Origin of the sequence: Streptomyces sp. NBC_00557 (genome assembly GCF_036345995.1) — a bacterium.
GTDB lineage: Bacteria > Actinomycetota > Actinomycetes > Streptomycetales > Streptomycetaceae > Streptomyces.
Map to the genome: position 1 here is coordinate 8,629,373 of NZ_CP107796.1, position 22,071 is coordinate 8,651,443.

Here is a 22,071-nt window from a genome sequence, read left to right on the forward strand (position 1 = left end):
CCGGTCCCGCTTATGGGACCGCCCGGAGGGGCGAGGGATGGGCGGGGGAGGGGAGCGGGTGTGGAGAGGGGAGCGGGTCTGGGTGTCGGGGGTGTCGGGGGTGTGGCTGGGGGGTGGGTGTCGGTGGTGTGGGTGGTGGTGTGGCGTGGTTGTTGGTGGGTGTGGGTGGTGGCCGGTGGCTGTGTGGTGGGTTGCCGCGCACCTCTGGCACTTTTGACGCGCCTGCCGTCGCAGGCGCCGGTTTTCCCTTGGGGCGGGACGAGTTGGAAGGTCGTGTCCGAGGCCCTGGGAGGATCACAGGCCGGGCCGGGCGTGGCCCGCCGGGGGTGGTGCGGGCGGTGATCTCCTGGCGTGGTGGGGATGACGGTGAAGGGGATCACGGCGGGGCGTGAGCGCTATTACCGGCGTGACATCGCTGTGGGGGACGGGGCGCAGGGCGGTGAGCCGGCGGTGTCGTCGAGCGTGCCGGGGGTGCCGCCCGGGGTGTGGCACGGGCAGGCCGCCAAGGAGCTGGGGCTGTCCGGCATCGTCAGTGATACGCAGATGCGGGCCCTGTTCGGGCTCGGCATGCACCCGAACGCGGAAGCGATCGCGGCCCGGGCCCTGGCCCGGGGTGCTTCCCTGAAGCAGGCCATGCGGGAGGCCAAGCTCGGCCCGGCCGTGCCGCAGCTCGCCCCGTCCTCCCCGCTGGACGAGGCGATCGAGCGGGTCCTGGAGCACGCCGACGAGCAGCTGTGCCGACCGCTGACGAAGGCGGAAAAACGGGAGGTGCGGATGCGCGTTGCGGCGCACGCCTTCGAGGCCGAGTACCACCGCGCTCCCGCGGACGGCGCGGAACTGGGCCGCTATCTGGCCGCCCGCACCGGCCCGCAGCGCAAGGCCGTCACCGGCTACGACCTCACCTTCTCCTCACAGGAGCTGACCTTGCTGTTCGCGCTGGGCGGCCCCGAGGTACGGCGCATCGCCCTCGAGGTCCAGGCGCAGGCCCGCTCCGAGACGCTGGCGTGGCTGGAGCAGAACTCGCTCGCGGTGCGTACCGGCCCGGGCGGTGTGGCCCAGCAGCGTGCCGAACCCGGGCTGCTGGCCACGGTCTATCTGCACTACGAATCCCGCGCGGGTGATCCGATGCTGCACGAGCACGCGGTGATCTCCCCGCGCGTGCGGGGGCCGGACGGGCGGTGGCGGAACCTGGACTCGCGGCTGCTGCTGCGGGATGTGGTCGTGGCCAGCGAGCTGTTCAACCAGCGCTCCCTGGAGCTGGTCTGTGCCCGGCTCGGGCTGGTGACGGAGGAGGTGGAGGTCACCCCGGGGCAGCGGCCGGTGATGCGGATCGCCGGGATCGACCCGCGCCTGCGCGCAGTGTTCTCCCAACGCGGCAGCGCGGTGCGCACCATGGCGCAGGCCTTGTTCGACGACTACCGGCGCCGTCACGGCCGCCAGCCGCACGGCCGTTCCCGCTACACCCTGCTCGAGCAGGCCCGCGCCCGCACCCGCCCGTCCAAGCGCAAGGCCCGCTCGCTGGATGAGCTGCTGGCCGCTTGGCGGCGCCGCGCGATCGCTGCCACCGACCCCGAGACGGTTAACGGCCTGCTCGCCACCGCGCAGGCCGCCGCCCGCCATCGGGCCGTCCCGGTGGCCGTCGACGTCGGCGCGGCGGCCGAGCAGGTCCTGGCCGCGGTCGCCGAACGCCGTACCACCTTCCGCCGCCGGCATGTGCTGGCCGAAGCCCGCCGCTACCTGATGCGCACCCTGACCGGCGCCACCGCCCCGCCCGGCGCGGCCGAGGAGATCACCGACCGTGTCCTCGCGCACCATGACTGCCTGGACATCACCCCGCCCGAGATCAACCCCGCCCACCCGGACCTGCAGCGCGCGGACGGCACCAGCATCTACCGGCCCATCGGCTCGGCGACCTACACCACCCACACCCTTTTGGCGGCCGAGGACCGGCTCCTGGCAGCCGCCCGCACCCACGTGATCCCGCCGGTGGGAAGGGGCACGTTCGCCCGTGTCGCCGCCCTGCACCGCCGCCCGATGGACGCCGGACAGCGCGCCCTGGCCTCCTCCTTCGCGCTGTCGGAGAAGCTGCTGCTGGCCGGCCTGGGACCGGCGGGCGCGGGAAAGACGACGGCGATGCGGCTGGTGGCCCGCGCCGTGGACGCCGCCGGCGGCCGGCTCATCCCGCTCGCACCGTCCTCCCGGGCGGCGCAGGTCCTCGGCGACGACCTGAACCTGCGCGCCCACACCCTGCACTCCTGGCTCCACCAGCGCGCCCGGGCCGCCGAAGGAAAACAGGTCGAGGGCACCTTCCAGCTGCGCCCCGGCGACATCGTCCTGGTCGACGAGGCGGGCATGGCCGGCACCCTCCTGCTCGACAAGATCCTCGCTGATGCGGCCGCCGCGGGTGCGGTGGTGCGGCTGCTGGGCGACCCGCACCAGCTCGCCGCCGTCGAAGCCGGAGGAGCGTTGAGGCTGATCGCCCGGGCGGGCGGCGCCGTCGAACTCGACCAGCTGCACCGCTTCCGCACCCCCGGCGAGGCGGAGGCCTCCCTCATCCTGCGCGACGGCGACGACAACGCAGGCGCCTTCGACTGGTACCGGACCAAGGGCCGGATCGTCGCCGGCACCTACGAGGCGATGTGCGACGCGGTGTTCACCGCCTGGGCCAACGACCTCGCCCGAGGCCGCACGTCGCTGATGACGGCCGCCGACACCGAGACGGTCACCGCGCTCAACGAGCGGGCCCAGGCCTGGCACATCGCCGCGGGCACCATCGACACCCGCCGCAGCACCGCGCTGCGCGGCGGGCAGCAAGCGCACGTCGGCGACACCATCGTCACCCGCCTCAACCGGCGCCGCATGCTGGTGCGCGGCGGCCGCGACTTCGTCAAGAACGGCGACACCTGGACCATCACCAAACTCCTGCCCGGCGGCGACGCGGTGGCCCGCCACACCCAGCACCGCGGCCGCATCCGCCTGCCCGCCGCCTACCTCGCCACCCACTGCGAACTCGGCTACGCCTCCACCATCCACCGCGCCCAGGGCATGACCGTCGACACCTCCCACGCCCTCGCCTCCCCCCGCTCCACGAGGGAAGGCGTCTACGTGCAGCTCACCCGGGGAGCACGCACCAACCGCCTCTACGTCGCCCTCGAAGACGGCGACCACCTGAACGACGTCCTGCGCTCCATCGCCGCCCGCCGCCGCGCCGAGTTGTCGGCCACCGAATCCATCACCGCCCTGCAACGCGAGATCAGCGCCCCCGGCCAGCTGTCCGCCGAGTTCGCCGACGCCAGCGAACGCGCCACCCGCGCCCGGCTGACCGGCCTGCTCCAGCACACTCTCGGCGCCGACCGTGCTGCCTGGTTCATGGCCGCAGACGCCTACCCCGCCCTCATCCGCGCCCTGAACGACGCCGAACGCGCCGGATACGACCTGCCCCGCCTGCTCGCCCACACCGTGCCCCGGCGCGGCTTCGCCGACGCCCACGACCCCGCCGCCGTCCTCACCTGGCGCCTGCGCCAGCACCTGGACGACGCATCCGCAGCCCAGGCCGAAGCCGGTCACCGTCCCCTGGCCGAGCTGTCCCTGGCCCAACTGCACACCCTGAAACGGCTGGCCGCCGCCCACCGCGCCGCCGCCCGCGAGGCACTCAAGGCCGCCGACGCAGCCTTCACCCACCTGCCCGCGCCCATCACCACCCGCACCGGCGACACCCACCCCGCCTGGGAAAACCGCCCCTTCGGCGACCTGACCCGCACCCAACTGGCCGCCCAACTCGCCCACGCCCGCGCCCAGATCCGCCACTCCCAGAGCACTGGAGCACCGCTGTCGGACACCGCCCGGCACGTCATCACCGCCCTCATGGCCGAGTCCCAGCTGCGCCGCGCCATCAGCTGGCGGGACGCCGCCCGCGAGGACTACCAGCGCGACCGCGCCACCCACCACGCCGCCACCGGCGGCTCCACCTCACTGGCCGCCATCCGCCGCACCCTGCAGCAGCGCCGCACAGCGACCCTCCAGCGCCAGCAGTGGGCGCGCACCCACCTGGCCCGCGCCGACGCCGTCACGAACAAGATCGACGCCGAACTGCGCCTACGCGACCGCCTCCCCGACCAGCCGCCGTACCGCCCCAATCACCGCGCCGAGATACCCGACTGGGTCGCCGACCGGCACGCCCTGACCCACCCCGACACCCCCGAGCACTGGCGCACCCACCTGGCCGAACGCCACCGCATCCTGGCCCGCTCACTCACCGACCGCGGCCACACCCTCGCCACGAAGCCGCCCGCCTGGGCCCGCCCCCTCGGCCCGCCGCCACCCACCAGCTCCCCCCGCAGACGTGCCGCCTGGGCCACCACCTGCGCCCTGGTCGAACTGTGGCGCACCCGCCACGCCATCACCGCCACCGGAATCGGCCCACGCCCCGAGGACCCCGACGACGCGGCGGCCTGGGACGACCTCAACGCCCGCGTCCGCGCCCTGACCGCACGACGCCGCCCGATCCACCAGCCGCTGCCGCCCGACGCCCCCGCATCCGCCGTCATCGCCCACGCTCTCGCCCACCTCGACACACCCCCGCCCGCCGGGGCGCTGCACGACCACCCGGCCCTGCGCGACCCCCACGGCATCGCCCCGCTCTCCCACGCCGCCCTGCACGCCCGCACCGCCCGGCGCGCCCTGGCCGCCGTCCTCGCCGGCGAGCCGCTGCCCGAGGACTGGATGGACCAGATCACCGCCCCCGGAGAAGACGACGAAGACGAACAACGCATCTACACCAGACTGCTGACCGCGATCGGCGACTACCGCCGACGCCACCACCGCGCCGGCCCCGACCTCCTCGGGCCACGCCCCCACGGCGTCGACGGCCAGGAGTGGGACCACCTCACCGACGCCCTCGACCTCTACACCCACGCCCGCGTCCAACACCGCCTGGAACAACTCCGCAACCGCACCCAGGCCGAACGCGCAGTCCTGCTGCCGACCACCTCACCACTTCGACAGCCGCCGCCGGACACCGACGGCCCCGGCCGGCGCACCCCAGCCCGCTGAGAGACCGAGCGGCCGAGGCGGTGCCGCGGCCCGCTGCGGCCTCAAAGGCCACCGACGATCAACGAACCAGGCGAGAAGGCTCCCTCGCCTCAGGGCGATGCCGATCGAGTTCCGCCAGCACACGGCTGCGCAGGAGTTCGCTTCAGCGCGGCAGCCGCAGGGCGCGGGCGGCGCAGTACCGGCCGAGCAGGATGCCGAGCACGCCGAAGACGGCCAGCGGCACGGCCAGCAGGAGCAGGAGATGTGTGGGTGTCCCCGAGGCGTCATCGGCGAGGGCGACGGCGAGCAGGGCGAACACCACCACCGCCGTGGCGCTCGCCCACTGCCATCCCTTGCGGGAAGGCGTTCAGCCTCTCAAGAGCGGCAGCTGCGCCTTGAAGTGGCTGGTGCGCTCCGCCTCCGCGAGGATCCGGGCGGCGTCGGCGTTGACCTGAGAGGGTATGTCACCGCGTTCCGTGACGAGCTTGTCGTAGATGGGCGCGTCGCCCCAGGCATGCCGGACGCCGTCCTGCTGACTCACTGCGTGTCCTTCCCCACGGGTGTACAAACGGCTAGCGAGTGTACGGGTGTTGGACGGGCTCACAGCTTCAAGCAGTGGCATCCGGCCGCCTGATCGGCGCTCCCGCGGTGGCCTGTGACGCGCCGCCTGGATCTCGCGCGGCCGCCACAACAACCGGGCTCCCGCGGTCTGCAGGGAGCACATAGAGGAGTGGACAACCTGCTTCCTGCCTCAACGACCGCGCACCCTGCAGCTCCCACCGAGCGCGTGCCCGCAAGGGTCTGGACGATCCGGCTCACCGGACGCAGCGACCGTTGCGCCACGGTCTTGTGCAGCAACCCCAGCTGCCAGATGCCGCCTCTATCAGAGAGTTGTTCAGGCCTGTGCGGGACGTCCATGAAGCCGTCGGCCGCTCCATCCTTGTGCCAAGCCGTCGACTAGGACTGCCCGGACTGCGGTCCGGGAAGCAGTAGGCCACCACCCCGCCAAGGGCCGCGAAAAGTCCTTCCCGCGCCTGGAGGGCAGTGTCACAGTGGGGCCGCAGACGGGGAGGCATGGATGAACGCAGGGGGCCACGGAGGCGGGGGTCACGGAGGCGGGCCCGTTGGGCACCACGGTGGGCATCACGGTGGGCATCACGGTGGGCATCACGGTGGGCATCACGCGCACGAGGACGGGGGCGAGCGGCCCGATGCCTCTCTCCCGCCTGAGACTGGCCACAGCAGCCCGCCCACAGAGTCAGGCGGTTGCCTTTCCCTTGTCTTTGTCCTGCTTTGGATGACTGGAGTCCTGGTCGGGTGCATCGGCTCCCTCTATATCTTCGGCAACAACATGTGGCTGGCAGTCCCCGCCGCATTCTTGTGGTGGGTCTTGATGATCGTCCTGCTCGGAGGCGCGCTGAACCTCAAGGACCGTCGCTAGGGCCGCTCCCGCCCCGGCCCGCGGGCGCAGCCCCCCGCGTCCCGCCGGGCGGGACGCCCCGGGTGAGGGCCGCTTGCCTCCTCCCGCACGAGGGACCAGCCCAGGCCGGCCGGCCACCATCACTGCCTCGTACAGGCAAGCTGCGGCCAGCCGCCGCCCTGAAGGGGCCGCGCGGTACCCCTACTGCCGAGCAGAAGGTCTCTTGCCGTGAGTGAACAGCTGGCCGCCCCCGACGACTTCGGCACCTGGCTGACCGAGCGGGGACCCGACGCCTACGCCCTGGCCTGGGTGGCCGACCAGGACACTCCCACCGGCGAGTTGGGCGCCGACAAGCCGGTGGCGGGCAGGTCCGGGATCGACCGGCCCGGTGCTGATCTCACCCGGATCACCGTGCACGAGGTCACTCACGGTCGGCAGGAGACGCTGCGCCGCTGGCTTCAACTGGACGACGGCCGACGGCAGCTGGCGATCGTCTCCGCCGATGCCGAGGGCTTGCGCGAGCACACGCCGGGGGAACTGGCCGTCCAGCTCATGCACGATCCGGACACCGACGACGCTCAGCTCACGCAGCAACTGGCCGACTGGCTGTATCGCCGCAACATCGACGCGGACCAGGCACTGGAACTGGGGTGGATCGCCGCGGCCGCCGCCTGGACCTGCCACATGCGCGATCTGTCGGGGTTCCCGCCTGCTTCCGTCCGTGCCCGCAGCCTTGCCATGGCAGGCGATCTGGACGAGGACACCGAGGCACTGCTCGTCAGCGCCGGGCAGCGCACCAGCGAACTCCTCGACCGGATGGATGGCCCCTTTCGGCCCCGCGCCGAGCTCGTCGACGACTGGCACACGGCCGAGAACCTGGCCGCCGACATCCCCGCCCTGCGCGAGACAGCCGACTGGCTGCTCGACCAGATCGCCCTGCGCGACGCCGGCGCACAGCAACTACGGGCCGTCCTCGAGCCGGACATCACCGACTACCAGCGCGCCGCCGCCGACGGGGCTGCCCCGCGGCTGGACGAGGCCCGCGCCGCGCACCTGGCGCAGGCCCGCGCCACGGTGCGCGCCTACACCGCCGCCGTCCACTCCGGCCGCGAGCAGCAGGCGCAGCAGATCCTCGACGCCTTCCCCGTCCCGGCCCGCTCGCTCGAATGCAGCGGCCCGGCCACCGCCTGGCGGCGGGAGTCGGCCACCGCCCAGGAGGCGATCGATGCCCTGGCGGCGCAGCGCGCGGCGACCACCGCCGAGGAGGGGGGCGACTACGTTGCCGACCCCGAGCTCCTGCACGCCCGCACCGCCTATCTGGCCGCGCGTGAAGCCCAGCTGCACTGCATGCACGACGCACTCGGGCGCCTCGCCCACCCCCTCGAGCCCCCTCACGGCCTGCCCGACGAACTCGCCCCGGTCGCAGCCGCCCAGATCCAGCGCCGCCTCATCGAGGCCTTCGGCACCACCGACCGCGCCCGCCAGGTCTTGGACGGACAGATCAGCTACCGGCTCCAGCAACCGCCCGGCGCCCACCAGCGAACCACCACCCAGGCCGAAACCGACCTGCTGATACGGGTGCGCGATGCGCTCGAGGAAGTCCCCGGCGCCGGCACCCCCCTGGACGCCGAAGACATCCGAACGCGCGCGGAGCACTTCCGAGCCCGCCTGGAGTACGCGATGGCCCAGCAGCCCACGGCACGCCCTGGCGCCCCGGCCGGTCCCGAGCGTGCGGCATCCACCGCACACGCCCAGGCCCACGCCCAAGCGCTGGCGGCAGACGTCACCACGCCTGGAGTGCAGCGGTGACCTGGATGCTGAGCACGACCTTCGGCATGCTGCTGCGGCTGACCGCCGCTCATCCGGAGGAGGCGGCACCGGCCGTGACGAGGCTCCTGGATCTGGCGACGCTGCCGTCATCCGCCGACTACGTCGGGCAGGGCAAGCAGCAGAACCGGGCAGGGGAAGGCGGGGATCACGCGACGTTCGTGCAGCCGGCGACGGTCAGATCGTCGGCGAGCTCGTTGACCGCCGTATAGGTCACCGGGCCCATGGCGACGATCCGTGCCCGGTCCCCGGCGTGCGCCAGCTGCCACTTGTCGACGACCCAGGCGGGCGGCCGGTCGAAGGTGACGGTCAGGGAGCCGGGAACACGCTCGGGGCGGGCCCCGGCGTGCTCGAGCCGGTGGACGGCATGAACGGCGAGGTCCTGGCAGCGGCCGATCATCGCGGCCACCCCGGCCCGCCCCAGCGACCGCAGCCGCGTCCACAGCAGCAGCGCCGCCAGCCCACCGCCGCCCACACCCGCCACCGGCGGATCGCACACCGCGATCCGGGCACCGGCAGCAGATGCGTGCGCACGGCGCACCAGCGAGATCCCCGCGGGCACCGGCAGCCCCAGCAGGCCGTGACCGGAGAGCGTGATGGAGTGCGCGCCGTGCGCGAGCGACCACGGCGGCACCTCATCGCTGTGCGCGGCCACCAGCCCGCCCTCGGCGGCGTCGACATGGACGTGCACCCGGCCGGACTCCGCTGCCGCGGTGCGCAGCTCGGCCACGTCGTCGACCGCGCCGTGCAGGCGAGTACCGCAGGTCGCTATCACCACCGCGCCCACGCCACGCCGCAGCCTCGTCTGCAGCCGCAAGTCCCCAGGATCCATCGTTCCGTCGGACCGCGAACGTACGCTCACCCGGTTCAGGCCCAGCAGCTCGCATGCCCGCCGCACGCCGGCATGGGCCTGCTCCCCGACATAGACGGGCGCGGCGGGCAGCCGGCGGCGGGCGGTGGCCAGCCCGTGCACGAGCGCCTCGTACGGCGAGGACGTCACATGGCCCTGGACGTCGGCGGCCGAGACACCGGCCACGGCAGCGAAGTACTCCACGACCGCCTCCTCATACGCCCGGGTGGCGACGCCGACCGGGGTGGGGGAGTAGGGGTCCGTGCGGTGGTGGGTGAACGCCGCGAGCAGCGGGGCGAGTTCGCCCGTCACGAGACGCAGATGGTCGGGGAAGCCCAGGAACCGCCGCTCGTCCTGGCACACGGAGCCGATCAGCTCCTGCAGACAAGCGGTGTCAGCCGCCGGCTGCGAAGGCTGGTCCCCGATGGCCAGGCTCCCACCGGCAGGGGCAGGGGCGGAAAGCGGGCTCACGTCGTCGGCTCCATCCCCGATCGCATCGGCCAGCGGGTGCCATCCCATCTACGCCCGCGGCCGGTCCTCGTGGGCCGTCAGGGCGTGAAGAGGGCCACCGGGCGGGAGGAAGCAGTGCACGAGTGCGCCACGCCTCCCACCGGACGGGAGCAGAAGCGCACGCGCCGCTGTTCTCACCACCTGCCGGACCCCTGGGCGTGCCCGGCCTGGCTTTGTCCACGAGATTGCCGGAAGTCGTAGCGGGGGTGCCGGAGACGGCTTCAGAGGACGACTCCCATCCCAGGCACAGGCTCAGTCCGGGACCGCCGGAGAGGGACCGAGCCTTTCGATGACGTCGCGCATCTCCTCCTCGTCGGCCTCGTAGACCGTCTCGCCCATGCGAGGGTCTCGTGCGTGCAGAGTATGGATGAGCGGTCCGTGGGGCGCTCCAAGGTGGACAAGGGAGGCCGATGGGCCGTGGACGGCACGCTCGGTGCCGGGGCGGGCGGTCAAGTCGATACGGCTGACGACGCCGGGCGTGACCCAGACGGTCGCTTGTTCCAGGCGGGCCAGTATCTGCAGGTGGAAGTGCCCGCACAGGATGAGCTGGACATCGGTCCCACGGATCGCTTCGGCTAGCTCTGCGCTGTTGTGCAGGCCGAGCGCCCGCTGGACGTCGACGTCCAGGGCAACCGGCGGGTGATGGAAGGCCAGGACAGTGCCCAGGGGCGCCGGGCTGGCAAGTAGTTCGCGGAGCCAGTTGAGTTGGCCGGCGTCGAGTCGACCGTAACCCTTGCCCGGAACGAGCGTGTCCAGCGTGATCAGTCGCCATCCGTGGACGGTGGTTGCCGCCGCGCGCTCCCCGGCAGCGCCCTCGTACACCACCTCGGGCTGAACGTGGCCGCTGCCGAGCACGTCGGCAAATGCGGTGCGCTCGTCGTGGTTACCGGTCGTGTAGAAGACGTTCGCCCCTCGCCGGCTCGCGTAGCCGGACAGGAGGTCATGTGCCCGCGTGTACGCCTCGTGAGAGCCGTCGTCCGCGACGTCGCCGGTGACCACCACTGCGTCGAGGTCGTCCAATTGACCTAGTTCGCCCAGCAGACGGACGAGTGCCGCAGTGCCATCGGCCCCGTCCTCGTCGGGGCCGCCGGACCGGTCCAGGTGGGTGTCCGAGAGATGCAAGATCCGCATCGTCCGACGTTAACCTCCGGCACCGGCGCCGACCATGGCCTTTCTCGCCACGCGACCCCCTTCACGGGCTCCTGGCTGCCCCGGCGCATCGAATCGAATGGCGGCAGGGCTGGGTGCTGCCGGAAACGCTGAACAACTGCTGCCCATTTCCCGCCCGGCGGGACAGGACCCCAGGTCGCTGGTCCCAGGCGTGGGAAGCGACCGCACACGGCGCCCCGCGGCGGCGGCCCGGAACGCAGCATCAGCTGTCCTCGAACCACGGGGGGCCGGGCCTCGCCCCGGCCCCGCCACCCCGTCGAAAGGCTCCGTGATGAACCGCCGACTCACTCTGCGCTCCATCGGCCCCGCCGCACTGGCGATGGCAGCCGCAGCCGCCCTGACCGTGACCACCGCGCCGGCCGCGCATGCCGTCGGTGAAAACCCCAAATGCACCGTGAACTGGGCCAACTTCCAGGCCACGGTGAGCCGGAACGGATGGAACCTGCGCACCGGCCCGTCCACCGCCTACGCCAGCCGCGGCTACCTGTTCCGGGGCGACAAGCTCACCGTGCTGTGCAGCCGCGGCAGCTGGGACTACAGCCAGCTCTCCCAGCGCTCCAAGTCCGGCATCCCCAAGGGCACCCGGGGCTGGGTACGCGAAGACGGCCTGGCCCATCTGGGCGGCTGAAAACGCCGCAGGGCCAGGACCCCCGGGTGCACACCACGTCAGGTGGCAGACGATTGGTTGAGGCGCTGCTCCTGGGATGGCATCGAGTCCCACTCGGTGTACGCGCCGTCGCGCGTCACCATGAACAACGGGCGTGATCGCAGGACCTGCCCGACTCGCTGCCCGCGCACGATGACCCCGGGATCATCCGGCCCTGCATAGCCCTCGGGCGTGTAGCGACAGAGCACGTCCTTTGCCTCGGCGTAGGCGATGGCGTCGCGCTCCAGCTCCGGCAGGTCTCTTCCGACCAGCGGGATCCCGTCGTAGGCGACCTGGGGACCGTGCGCGGCGTCGACAGCGATGCAGAACAGCCCCACAGCTTGGCTCACGTAGGCCACGACGGCAGGCGGTGAAGCAGCCGCCCCGCGGCGACGGACCTCGACCTTCCACGTCGGCGAGAAGACCGCGTGGTGTCGCGGACAGTCGCTGACCGCCGTCCGGCCGAGTATCTCGGCTGCCTCGACCACGTCGTCGACGGCCATGCCGAACCGGAGCGGTCCGACGCCGACAGCCGACGTATAGGACCACTCGCCCCGTTCGGCGGCTTCGAAATCCGCTCCGCTCGCGAACGCCATGGTCCCCCCTGAAGACGCCTGAGACGTGTTGCCGCCCATCATGTCAACCGTCGACCGGCATACCGCCGGGCGCGAGCACGCCGGTGGACTCAGCGATCGCCCACGGCGACGGCTGGAGGCCGGCGGGGCCGTGGGGCGGACCGGCGAGGGGGAACACCGCGCCAGAGGCTGCATCCGGGCGTGCGGTGCCGACCGCTGCCGGGGACACGGTGTTGAGGGCTGCCCGGGCGGCCTGTTGGGGTGTGCCACCAGCGGCCCTACCCCCTAGTGCCGCTGCCACCACCGCCCGCACGGCGTGCATCCCTGACGAGACCGTCGTGCGGGCGGCCCACTCGCGAACCCCCGACTTCCCCCCTTGCAGAGGCAGGCTGGCGATGGCCCACGCGCAGGTTGGCGACGCTCCCCGCACCACCACGGCTTTCGACCTCGCGTCCCAGCCGCCCCCACCCCGCATCCAGGCCGGCACCGCGAAGCCGCCGCGCACTGCGCCGACGTTCCGCGCGGTGCTGCGCCACCGCTCGTGCGGCCGCCTGCTGATCGCCTCGGTGGCCGGGCGGATGGCCCTGGGCATGGTGCCGGTCGCGCTGATCCTCACCGCGCAAAGGGATGGCCACAGCCTGGCCACCGCAGGCCTGCTGGCCGCGCTCTACGGCCTGTGCCCGGCCCTCGGCCTGCCCCTGCTCGGAAGACTGGCCGACCAGCGCGGCCTGCCCCTGCCCTGCCACCTGGGCGCCGCCCTGGTCACCACCGCCCTGGGCTGCCTGGCGCTCGCGGGCACCTCACACCTGCCCCTGGCCGCCGTGTGTGTCGTGCTGGCCGGAGCCGGATGCCCGCCGCTGGAAGGGGCTTTGAGATCGCTGTGGCCCACCGTGCTGCCCGACGCCGCGCACGTGCGCACCGCCTACACCCTGGACTCCTCCACCCAGGAGATCGTCTACGTCGCCGGGCCCGCCCTCGCCGTCGCCACCGCCACCTGCCTGTCTCCGGCGGCGGCCCTCGCCCTCGCCGCCGCCCTCACCCTGGCCGGCTCCCTGACGTTCGCCACCGCCCGCCCCGCCCGCACCTGGCGCGCCGTGCCCCGCCCCCGGGACCCGCTGAGCGTGCTGCGCCCGGCGGCGATGCGCCCGCTGCTGATCGCGCTGGTCTTCCTCGGCTCCACCGTCGGCGCCCTCGACGTCGCCGCGATCGCCGTGGCCGGGCGACAAGGCGCCTCCTGGCTGGCGGGCGCGCTGCCGGCGGCGTTCTCCGCGGCCGGGCTGCTCGGCGGCGTGCTCTTCGCCCGCTTCCAGCCCGCCACCGCACCCAGGCCGCGGCACCTGCTGTGGCTGGCAGCGGTGTTCGCGGCCGGATGGCTTCCCCTGCTCGCCCCGCTCCCGGCCCCGGCCGTCCTCACCCTGACCCTGCTGCCCGGCGCGATGTTCGTCCCCCTGCTGACCGTGGCCAGCCTGACCGTGACCGCGCTCGCCCCGCCGGGCACCTCCACCGAAGCGGTCGGCTGGATGTCCAGCGCGATCCGCCTGGGCGTGGCCGGCGGCACCGCCCTGGCCGGACCCCTGGGCGGCCACTTCACCCTCCCCCTGACGGCCGCCGCCGTGTGCACCCTCCTCCTGACGCCCCGCCCCGCGCCCGCAGCCGCCTCCGCCGCCGCGTGAGCGGCAGCGGACCACAAGCTGCTGCTCCCGCCCCCCGGGACGGCACCGGCGATCGCCGTGCCGGGCGCTGGTACACATCGGCTCCACCACGCCCACCGGACCCCTCCGGCTTCCAGGCTCCCTGCCGGCATCACCACCGAAGCAGGGAGACTGCAGTGACACTCGCATCCGGACTCAGCCGACCCTTCGCCGGGCGTCGCCTGCGCGGCGCCGCCGTCGCCACCGCGGTCGTCGCATCGTCCGTCCTCGGACTCACGGCCGTGGGCGCCGCGCCCGCGTCGGCGGTCACCTCCAGCGCGTGCACCCACCAGGTCCGGCTCGACACCCGGGTCACCGCCACCGTCAACTTCCGCACCGGGCCCGGCACCGGCTACACCAGCAAGGGACTGCTCATGAAGGGCCAGGGCATCTACTGGGCCTGCTACAAGGGCAACTGGGGGTACGTCAAGCCGTACTACGGCGCGCACAAGGGCCAGTACGGCTGGGTCAGCCGCACCTACATCGCCGTACCGATGAACTACTGACACCGCCCGCCCCGCAAGGGCCCGCCCCTCGGCACGCACCCCCTGGATGCCGAAGGGCGGCCCCTTGTGCTACCGACCGCGGGCGCCCTCTCGGCAGCGTCACATCCGCAGCCCGCCAGTTGCCGTCGCATCAGTCAACGGCGCACCTGGACCAACGACCGAAGGGCACAGTCCGGATCGGTGCCGTTCGTCAGCCCGCCTGCCCTGTACGCAGTCGTCGCACGTCCCGCACGAGCGCGTACAAGGCGCTGAGGAAGATCACAGCTCCAGCGGCGATCCAGAGAGCCGATGCCCCGGAGCGGTACGCGCGAACGGCGCCGGCGAGCAACACCGTGCTGGCAAGAACGCCGAAGGCCGAGAGCAGAGCGCTGACGCGGTGAGTCACACGGACATCAAAACCGGCAACCTCACTGAGCGGGAGTGATCCAAAGGAATCGGCCTAGTCTCGACGGCCATCGTACGGGAGCGCCGGTCGGCGCACGTCGCCGATCCACTCAGCGGTAAAGGAGGCCAGTTCGTCGGCGGAGCCCTGCGCCTCCCGGGCGACGATGTCGTCGCGTTCTTCGGACGGCACCAGGCTGCACACATGCAGTTGGCTGCACAGCACGGTGTCCCCCTCCAGGGACGCGCCGATGGCGAGATGATGCGACCCCTGGTGCGTCAGGTCCACGACGAGACGCATCTCGTCCTGCTGCGAGGCCTCATCGTCGGCCTCGCCTGCGGGGAAGAAGAGGACGTACGTCGATTCGGGCGGACATGGCCATCCTTTCGCGCGTTCCCGGACCAGGTGCAGGAATCTGCGATGGAATGCATCGCACTCCTCCTGCCCGTCGTCGAACTCGAACCACACCGGCTCCACGCGCGCCACCCTACTGCCGCAGGCTGCTTGGAACGCCGCGTGCCGGCCGTGTGCGCCGACACCCTTCGAAGACGCCCTCGAGTACGCCCGGCAACTCCACCTCGCCGCGGCCGGCCTGGCGGCGGGCGGTTCGCTCGGCGGACCGGGCCGACGGCGCGGGTGCGGGTTTGTCCCGCCTCCCAGACCGCTCGACCAACTCCTCTCCCATCCCCAGGGATACGCGGATTTCGACCACCTTTGTCCCTGGCCATGCTGGGTCGCCGCCTGCTGAGATCGCCCTTGCCCGACCGATGCCTCACCCTTCTTCGAGGAGCCTTCGATGAACCAGCGCCCGTCCGCCTCCCGCCCGGTCTGCGCCCTCCGCCCGTTCGCCGCCCGGCCGTGCGCCCGCCCCGCCGAGGACCTCGCCGCCCGGCCGTTCGCGCGCCCGTAACGGCCGCCGGCTTCCGTTCAAGCGCCCGCCCGGGCCCCTCTACTCGTCCCGCCCGGGCGGGCGCTGCCGTATCCGCCCGCCCCGAGCCCCGGCCCGGCCCCGGCTCTCACGCAGACCGCCCGGCGGACCGCCAGGGGCGGCCGCGCGCCGCGCACTCCCGCCCCGTGGGAACCGCCGCAGGCCACCACCCCGCGCGGGGGCTGCGCCCGCCAGCCTGAACCCACAGCCACGTCCGACAGCGCCACTGCCGGGGATCAGGGAGATGCCGCGTGCCCGACACCGACCGCCTCTACGCCCTGTCCAGCACCTACAACCACCCCTGGCTGTCCGACGTCGACGGACCCGGCCTGCTGATCCACGACGCGATAGTGGCCATGCGCTGGTACCTGACCCACGAGCGGGAAGAGAACCTCGCCGTAACCGCGCAGGTCAGCGACGACGGCGGCGCCACCTGGCAGGCCCTCACCCCCGGCGCGCTGTACGCGGAGGCCGAACACGCCCTCATCCAGCGGGCGCAGGGACCGGACCAGGACGGTCAGCGGGCTGCCGTGCTGCTGCGTGAGGCGCTGGCGGCGGAGGCAGCCGACTGGCTGGATCACCGCATCCGCTACGTGCAGCCCGACGACCCCGTCCAGCACCGGCCGCCCACGCCCGCGCTGGCCTCGTGGCGGCGCGGCGGGCAGATCTGGGCGCTCGCCCTGGACACCGTCCCCGACGAGCAGGTCCTCACCCACCTCGCCGGCCTGTACGCCGACCCGCAGCCCGAAGGGCCCGAACGGCTGCGCACCGGCGCCCTGGACACCCTGGACGCGCTCGCCCTCGCCGACGACCCGGCCGACGCCGAGATCACGGAACTTCTTGGCGCCCTGCGCCACCTGAACCGGCTCACCTTCGGTTTCGAGATCGGCCAGCTCAAGGCCCGGGCCGAGCAGGCCCAGGACAAGCTCCTCGACCAGCTGGTCACCCGCCACCCGGAGACCGCCGCGGTGGCCCGGGCCCATCCCGACCCCCACCACCCCGCGCAGCGGGCGGCCCGCGCCTACCTGAACCGACTGTCCCTTCTCGGCCCGGACGCAGAGCAGGGCCTGCTGGCGGACGCGGCCCGCGACTTCACCGAAGCGCTCGAGGCCGCCGAAACCGCCCAGCAACCGCAAACCCCAACCCCGGAAGCCGCAGTCCCGGAAGCTGCAGTCCCGGATCCGGGCAGCGCCGAACCGGCGCAGGCGGCGATTCCCGGCTATCCCCGGCAGCTGGAAGGGGATCTGCAGGCCGCCGCCCAGTGGCGTGTCATCTCACCCGCGGCCCGGCGCGCCGCCGACCGCGCGATGGCCCACGTGGTCGACGCCGCGACCGCGCTGACCAAGGCTCGTGCCGCAGCCGACCTGGAGCGGCCCGCCGGGGTGGAGGAGAGCCGGGCCATGCGTGCGCACACCGACCGGCACCGGGAGCTGGAGGAACTGACCGCCGAGCACGCGCTGCTGATGCACGCGCACGTCATGGCCGACGCCGAGGCCGCCGCGGTGGCGGCCCGCCACGACGCCATCGTCGCCGCCGCGCAGGCCAGCGAACAGATGCCGGCCCCGCGCACCAGTGCCGAGATCCTGGCCGGCCACGAGGCGTTCATGGCCCGCGTCAACGCCGCCGAGGACCGCATCGCCCACACCCTCGGCGCCCAGCGGCAGATCACCCGCGACGCGATGCACCGGCTCTTCCCCCAGCACACCGGCCACAGCGGCGTGCACCACCTGCGCACCCAGCTGATCGACCGGGCCGGACTCGGCTTCGCCGCCTACAACGCCGCCTGGAACGCGATCGGCGACACCGCACGCACCCTGGAAAGCCTCCAGGCCGCCTACCGCAGCAACACCGTCGAATTCGGCCGCCCGCCCGTGACCGCTCAGCAGGTCGAACAGGCCCGCACCGCCGCCGAAGACGCCCGCCCCTACTTCGACGACCTCAAGCGCAGCCGCTCACTGACGCTGCGCGCCCTCAAGGCCCTGGACGGTGCGGCCGGGCTGGAGCCCTCCTCATCCGATTCGATCGCCCAGCGCGCCGCCCGCATCACGAGGCAGTCCCTTAAGCGCGCCCAGCAGCCCGAGGCGGCGGCACGCGGCATACCGTCCGCCGACCGGCACCCACAGGCCCACAGCCCCCAGACCCCGCCCACGCCCGGCCTCCGCCTGCCCTGAGCGCGGGCGGGCAGGCGCCGCCGGTCTAGGGGACACCTGCGCCTCGTCCCCCGAGAAGCCGCTTGTGCCGTGCGGCAGTGTCTGTGGCTCTGTGCGTCAGCGGGAGGGCGGAACGACAGGCCAGGGCAGCCCGTCAGGTGAGCTGTCGGCGGGGCGTCCCGCCTTGACCCAGTCGAGGTACTCATCCTGAACCACACCGGCGTTGACCCACCTTCCGCGGAGGGCTCCAGTGGCCTGTTCGGCGGCTGTGAGGGCACCGAGCGGGTCGGCGCACGTCGCGAGGAGGCGGCCGAAGTCCTCTTCGTCCTCGTCGGGGTCAAGGGGAGGGAACTCGACCAGGTCGACGAAGGTCTCGTGACCGATGTCTTGAAGGGCGTGCAGGAAGATGTCGTAGCGGGTCCTGACCGGTCGGACCTCGACGTAGCGGATCCCCGCAAGCTCAGGTGAACCGGCAGGACCGAGGAACTGCTCGACTGGCCGGCCCCGCCTCAGAGCCGTAAGGGCGAAAGACTCTGCCAGATAGCGCACGCATGAAGCGTAGAGGGACAGCGGGACCGTCGCCGATGGCAGGAGAAGGCTCCGGCTCCGGCGGGACTCGAAGGAGGCCCGGCCATACACGGCTCGCTTGAGCGTGTGGCCCGCTGGACGGAGCGGCCGGCACGGTTTCCTCCCGTCGTGGGGGAACTTCCGCGCTGCTCCGGTCGCCGTACGCCGAACCATCGGCAGGGTGAACTGCCGTCCTTGTTCAGGCCGTGGGATCCGGGGGAGGGAGGGGGGTGCTCGTGTCCGGCAGCGACCGCCTGTTCATCCTGTCCACCGCCTCCGCCTCTTCGGCGAGTGGCGAGCCGGGTCCTTGCCTGCTGATCAACGATCCGGTCGTGGCGATGCGCTGGTACCTGGCCCATGAGCAGGACGACGTCGCGGTATCCGTGCGCCGCAGCCGGGACGGCGGCAGGACGTGGCAGCCCCTACAGGTGCCGGAACTCCTCGCCGAAGCCAAAGCCCATCAGGCCGTCTCCGGCAGGACCGGCGACACGGCATTGCTGTGGGACGCGCTAGCTGCCGAGGCGGCCGCCTGGCTCCACCAGCACCTCAGCCACGTCGCGGGCGAGGAGGCGACCTGGCAGCTCGGCGGACAGATCTGGGCCTTGGCCATGGGCACCGTGCCGCACGACGACGTCCTGACCCACCTCGCGACCCGCTCCCTCACCGCCCGGGTGGGCGAGGAGGAGTTCCATGCGGCGCGGGCAGGTGCCGCCCAGATCGTCAACGCCCTCGCCGTCGCCGCAGCGCCCGGCAGCGCCGAGATGCCCGACCTGCTCAAGGCCTCGGCCCTGCTGTACGGGCTGGCATCCCGTGTGCCCACCGGCCCGCTCCGGGACCGGCTCCACCAGGCCCAGGAGCGGCTGCTGAACCATCTCGACCAGCGCGTGCGGTTCATACCGGGCGATGACACCACGCAGCAGCTGGAACAGACCGGCCCCACCACCCGGCAGCCCGGCGGCCCCGGCCATCCTCAGGTGCACCGGGCGGCAGAGCCAGAGCCCGCGGTCGGCGTCTCCCTTCCGGGCGTCGTGATGGCAGGCTTCCCGCTGCGCTTCGGCGACAAGGAAGCCGCCGCCGCGTGGCGGGTGCTCTGCCCTCCCGCCCGCCGGGAAGCCGAACATGCCATGGACGAGCTGATGCGCGCGGAAGCCCGTCTGCTGCAAGCCAAGGCCACGGCCCAGGCCGGCGGCCCGGAACCAGCCCAGACGCACACCGGCGACGCTCTCAGCCGCCTGAGGCAGATACGCGAACGCAGGCGCACCCAAGGCCTCGAGGCCGACGCCAGAGGCGGCCGTGCATACGCCCGCCACCGGCTGGAAGACCTCGATGCCCGGCACGCGGTGCTCTGGCACGGGCTTGCCCTGGTCGACGCCCAGCACGCCGCCCAACGCGCCCGCCATGTCGGCGCGGTGGCCGCCGCACAGGCCACCCTTTCACCCGCCGACCAGCCGCCCCCGACCATGCAGCAGGTACTGGCCGAACACGACGCGTTCAACGCCTACGACACACAGCTTCAGACCGTAAGGGAGCACATCGACCACATCCTGGCCGAGCAACGCCAGGCAACCCGTGACGCCCTGCACCGGCTTCTGCCCCGCACCGTGGGACGCCGGGCCATGGCCCGACTGCGCACCCAGCTCGTCGACAACTCCCCCCTCGGCCGCAACGCCGAGCTGAAAGCCATCCGGGCCCTGTTCGCCGCCAACGCCGAGTTCGAGACCCTTCAGGCCCGGTTCACCAACGGCACACCGCAACCCGGCCGTCCGCCCGTGACCGAGAACGAGGTCCACGAAGCACAGGGACGGCTCAGGCAGGCCGAGCGGGAACTCGCAGAGCTGCGCTCCGCCCGCCTGGACACCCTGCGCGCCCTCGATGCCCTGGACAGCGTGGCCGACCTGACCCCGACCCCGGCCACCGGGAGTGCGGCACGCGCCACCCAGATCACCGCCGAATCCCGCGCACGGACCCACTCGCGCACCCACGCGGCCGGCCGCCCACGCCACGACGACCGCACCGCCGAACAGCACCCCCTCCCGCACGGACAGGCACCACCGCGCGGCACCGGACTGGCCTGAGCAGCGCCACCGGGAACCAGCGCCCCCACGCGCGCACGGACGGGGCCGCAGCCCGGCACCGTGGCACCGTGCCGGATCGGTACGGCTCTCGGCGCCCGCGGCGCTCGGCGACCGCAGGCGCCCGGGGCATGCCGCGCCGGACCCTAGACCTGCGCCGCAACCTTCTCGGCCTGCGCCGACGCCGGAGCCTGTTCGGCCTCGACACCCGCCCCCGCCGCGGCGCCGGCCTCGGTGAGCGCGGTGTACATCACCGAGCCCTGCTGCTGCGACTTCTCGGCGCGGTCGTTCTTGACGAGGAGCTCCAGGTTGTTGCGCACCACCTGCACGGACGTCGCCCGCTCGGGGTGCTCGGCCTTGAACGCGTCGAACACCTCGCGCGCCGTCTGCGGGTGGCCCTGCGACCTGGCCAGAAGGGGCAGGATGAGCTCCTGCAGCGTCGGTGCGTCCCCCTTCCTGCCCGCGGTCTTCTTCGCCGGAACATCCTTGCCCGCGGCGGTCTCCTTGGCCGGAGACTCCTCGGCCGTGGCCGCCTGCGCCGGCACCCGCTTCGCGCTCTTCCCGCCGGTCTTCGTCGCCACCGCCTTCTTCGCGGTGGCCGTCTTCGCCGCCGCCTTCTTCGCCGGGGCATTGGCCGCAGCCTTCTTCGCGGACGTCTTGCCCTTGGCGGCCGACTTCTTGGCGGCCGTCTTGGCCCGGCTGTCCTGCCGCGGCTGAGGAACGGTCCCCGGCGCAGCCGTGACCGACCCGGCCGGTGCCGGTGCCGGGTCCGTGGCTGGCACCTCACGCTGCTCCTGCGCCGCCGCCTCGTCGGCCACGGCACGAGCCTCGGCGCCGTTCGACCCGGTCAGCGTGCCCTGCAGCTTCAGCAACAGGCCTTCCTCCACCTTGAGTTGCTCAAGGCGCTCCTGGAGTCCGGTGATCTGCGTGGCGATGTCGCTCTGCTCTTTGCGGTTGGCCGCGAGGTCGCTGGCGAACTGCTGGGCGTACACGTTGTGGATGGTGGTCTTCTCGGGCTCGTCGGCCACGGCAGCACGCTCCTTGTACCTGGATGTGTCTGCCGGATGCTACTCACACGAACGGGGCGAAAGTCACGGTCCTGCACGATCGCCACTCTCCCGGGCCCCCTGGCCGCGCACACACCGGCGGATATCAGCAGTAGGCCGGCTCAGTACAGGGGCCATCCCGCCCGCCCGGCCGCCACGTGCCGCGCTCCCCATCCCGCACCGTGCGCCGGGCAAGGAGTTGAAGGCTGCCATGAGCCCCACCAGGCGGAACGACCACATCGGAGAGTGTGATGCGCCTGCACGCATGAAGCACCGTGGGTGGGTACTGGCGGTGCAGGAGCACCACCCGCTGCCGACCTGCACCGCAGCAGTTCATGACCTGGCAATAGGCTCAGTGGTGTGGCCGAGCCACGACGGGGAGGGAGACATGACCAGTACGCAGGCTCACTGGAGTGAGCAAGCGGCCTGCCGGACGGCCGACCCTGAGGAGATGTTCGCCGACACCGCCCGGCAGAAACGGGCCAAGGCGGTCTGCTCGGGATGCCGGGTGCGCACGGAGTGCCTGGTGGACGCCCTCGACAACCGGGAGGAATTTGGCGTGTGGGGAGGCATGACCGAGCGCGAGCGCAGAGCCTTGCTGCGCCGCAGACCTCATGTCACTTCCTGGCGGAAGGTACTCCAAGCGGCAGGCGGGGAAGTGTCCCGTGCCGGCTGAGGGCGGCGGGGTGGGCATCTCGCC

The 22,071-nt window shown here is 72.7% G+C and carries 18 protein-coding genes; 10 read left to right on the forward strand and 8 right to left on the reverse strand.

The features are described from left to right. Window positions 1–360: 360 nt before the first annotated feature. Window positions 361–5,052, forward strand: coding sequence for a MobF family relaxase (gene mobF, locus OG956_RS38615; protein ID WP_330342642.1), 4,692 nt, complete (start codon window positions 361–363; stop codon window positions 5,050–5,052). A gap of 142 nt (window positions 5,053–5,194) precedes the next feature. Here mobF and OG956_RS38620 read toward each other — a convergent pair whose 3' ends face one another. Both OG956_RS38620 and OG956_RS38625 read right to left on the reverse strand, forming a co-directional pair. Next, window positions 5,195–5,356 carry a hypothetical protein gene (locus OG956_RS38620; RefSeq protein ID WP_330342643.1) on the reverse strand — a complete coding sequence of 54 codons (162 nt, stop codon included), beginning with the start codon at window positions 5,354–5,356 and terminating at the stop codon, window positions 5,195–5,197. A 42-nt stretch (window positions 5,357–5,398) separates the two neighbouring features. Then, the gene (locus tag OG956_RS38625; RefSeq protein WP_330342644.1) at window positions 5,399–5,572 is read right to left on the reverse strand and encodes a hypothetical protein; all 174 of its coding nucleotides are present in this window, start codon (window positions 5,570–5,572) and stop codon (window positions 5,399–5,401) included. Window positions 5,573–6,328: 756 nt separating this feature from the next. Between OG956_RS38625 and OG956_RS38630 the strand changes: the two genes are divergently transcribed. From OG956_RS38630 to OG956_RS38640, 3 genes are all read left to right on the forward strand, one after another. Further along, a complete protein-coding gene (locus OG956_RS38630; protein WP_330342645.1) occupies window positions 6,329–6,472 on the forward strand; it encodes a hypothetical protein in 144 nt (47 codons plus the stop codon). Between the two features lie 207 nt (window positions 6,473–6,679). Continuing rightward, on the forward strand, window positions 6,680–8,260 hold the full coding sequence (locus OG956_RS38635; protein WP_330342646.1) for a hypothetical protein: 1,581 nt from the start codon (window positions 6,680–6,682) through the stop codon (window positions 8,258–8,260). Beyond that, complete coding sequence (locus tag OG956_RS38640) at window positions 8,257–8,490, forward strand: hypothetical protein (protein WP_330342647.1); 234 nt, start codon at window positions 8,257–8,259, stop codon at window positions 8,488–8,490. The genes OG956_RS38635 and OG956_RS38640 overlap by 4 nt, the downstream gene beginning before the upstream one ends. Here the strand turns inward: OG956_RS38640 and OG956_RS38645 are convergent. Next, complete coding sequence (locus OG956_RS38645; RefSeq protein WP_330342648.1) at window positions 8,427–9,491, reverse strand: pyridoxal-dependent decarboxylase; 1,065 nt, start codon at window positions 9,489–9,491, stop codon at window positions 8,427–8,429. The genes OG956_RS38640 and OG956_RS38645 overlap by 64 nt on opposite strands. A 399-nt stretch (window positions 9,492–9,890) precedes the next feature. Then, window positions 9,891–10,769 carry a metallophosphoesterase family protein gene (locus OG956_RS38650; RefSeq protein ID WP_330342649.1) on the reverse strand — a complete coding sequence of 293 codons (879 nt, stop codon included), beginning with the start codon at window positions 10,767–10,769 and terminating at the stop codon, window positions 9,891–9,893. Between the two features lie 310 nt (window positions 10,770–11,079). Here OG956_RS38650 and OG956_RS38655 point away from each other — a divergent pair, with 310 nt between their 5' ends. Beyond that, window positions 11,080–11,436, forward strand: a complete 357-nt coding sequence (locus OG956_RS38655) for an SH3 domain-containing protein (protein WP_330342650.1) — start codon at window positions 11,080–11,082, stop codon at window positions 11,434–11,436. Window positions 11,437–11,474: 38 nt separating this feature from the next. Here OG956_RS38655 and OG956_RS38660 read toward each other — a convergent pair whose 3' ends face one another. Beyond that, window positions 11,475–12,050: a hypothetical protein gene (locus OG956_RS38660; RefSeq protein WP_330342651.1), complete on the reverse strand. Its 576-nt coding sequence runs from the start codon at window positions 12,048–12,050 to the stop codon at window positions 11,475–11,477. A 374-nt stretch (window positions 12,051–12,424) separates the two neighbouring features. On the opposite strand from OG956_RS38660, the gene OG956_RS38665 reads away from it, so the two are divergent. Next, window positions 12,425–13,702, forward strand: a complete 1,278-nt coding sequence (locus OG956_RS38665; protein WP_330342652.1) for an MFS transporter — start codon at window positions 12,425–12,427, stop codon at window positions 13,700–13,702. Between the two features lie 155 nt (window positions 13,703–13,857). Continuing rightward, window positions 13,858–14,226, forward strand: a complete 369-nt coding sequence (locus OG956_RS38670; protein ID WP_330342653.1) for an SH3 domain-containing protein — start codon at window positions 13,858–13,860, stop codon at window positions 14,224–14,226. Between the two features lie 439 nt (window positions 14,227–14,665). Here the strand turns inward: OG956_RS38670 and OG956_RS38675 are convergent, their stop codons facing one another. Further along, the gene (locus OG956_RS38675) at window positions 14,666–15,085 is read right to left on the reverse strand and encodes a hypothetical protein (RefSeq protein WP_330342654.1); all 420 of its coding nucleotides are present in this window, start codon (window positions 15,083–15,085) and stop codon (window positions 14,666–14,668) included. A 702-nt stretch (window positions 15,086–15,787) separates the two neighbouring features. On the opposite strand from OG956_RS38675, the gene OG956_RS38680 reads away from it, so the two are divergent. Next, the gene (locus OG956_RS38680; protein WP_330342655.1) at window positions 15,788–17,707 is read left to right on the forward strand and encodes a hypothetical protein; all 1,920 of its coding nucleotides are present in this window, start codon (window positions 15,788–15,790) and stop codon (window positions 17,705–17,707) included. Between the two features lie 96 nt (window positions 17,708–17,803). Here OG956_RS38680 and OG956_RS38685 read toward each other — a convergent pair whose 3' ends face one another. Next, window positions 17,804–18,235, reverse strand: a complete 432-nt coding sequence (locus tag OG956_RS38685) for a hypothetical protein (RefSeq protein ID WP_330342656.1) — start codon at window positions 18,233–18,235, stop codon at window positions 17,804–17,806. A 254-nt stretch (window positions 18,236–18,489) separates the two neighbouring features. Here OG956_RS38685 and OG956_RS38690 point away from each other — a divergent pair, with 254 nt between their 5' ends. Continuing rightward, window positions 18,490–20,328, forward strand: a complete 1,839-nt coding sequence (locus OG956_RS38690; RefSeq protein ID WP_330342657.1) for a hypothetical protein — start codon at window positions 18,490–18,492, stop codon at window positions 20,326–20,328. A 143-nt stretch (window positions 20,329–20,471) separates the two neighbouring features. Here OG956_RS38690 and OG956_RS38695 read toward each other — a convergent pair whose 3' ends face one another. Then, complete coding sequence (locus OG956_RS38695; RefSeq protein WP_330342658.1) at window positions 20,472–21,353, reverse strand: hypothetical protein; 882 nt, start codon at window positions 21,351–21,353, stop codon at window positions 20,472–20,474. 406 nt (window positions 21,354–21,759) lie between these two features. On the opposite strand from OG956_RS38695, the gene OG956_RS38700 reads away from it, so the two are divergent. Beyond that, the gene (locus tag OG956_RS38700; RefSeq protein WP_330342659.1) at window positions 21,760–22,047 is read left to right on the forward strand and encodes a WhiB family transcriptional regulator; all 288 of its coding nucleotides are present in this window, start codon (window positions 21,760–21,762) and stop codon (window positions 22,045–22,047) included. Window positions 22,048–22,071: the final 24 nt, after the last annotated feature.

Bases quoted from the DNA above. Each gene is read 5' to 3' on its own strand.
- mobF (WP_330342642.1), top strand. From the start codon at position 361: ATGACGGTGAAGGGGATCACGGCGGGGCGTGAGCGCTATTACCGGCGT.
- OG956_RS38630 (WP_330342645.1), top strand. From the start codon at position 6,329: ATGACTGGAGTCCTGGTCGGGTGCATCGGCTCCCTCTATATCTTCGGC.
- OG956_RS38650 (WP_330342649.1), bottom strand. From the start codon at position 10,769: ATGCGGATCTTGCATCTCTCGGACACCCACCTGGACCGGTCCGGCGGC.
- OG956_RS38655 (WP_330342650.1), top strand. From the start codon at position 11,080: ATGAACCGCCGACTCACTCTGCGCTCCATCGGCCCCGCCGCACTGGCG.
- OG956_RS38660 (WP_330342651.1), bottom strand. From the start codon at position 12,050: ATGGCGTTCGCGAGCGGAGCGGATTTCGAAGCCGCCGAACGGGGCGAG.
- OG956_RS38665 (WP_330342652.1), top strand. From the start codon at position 12,425: ATGGCCCACGCGCAGGTTGGCGACGCTCCCCGCACCACCACGGCTTTC.
- OG956_RS38700 (WP_330342659.1), top strand. From the start codon at position 21,760: ATGACCAGTACGCAGGCTCACTGGAGTGAGCAAGCGGCCTGCCGGACG.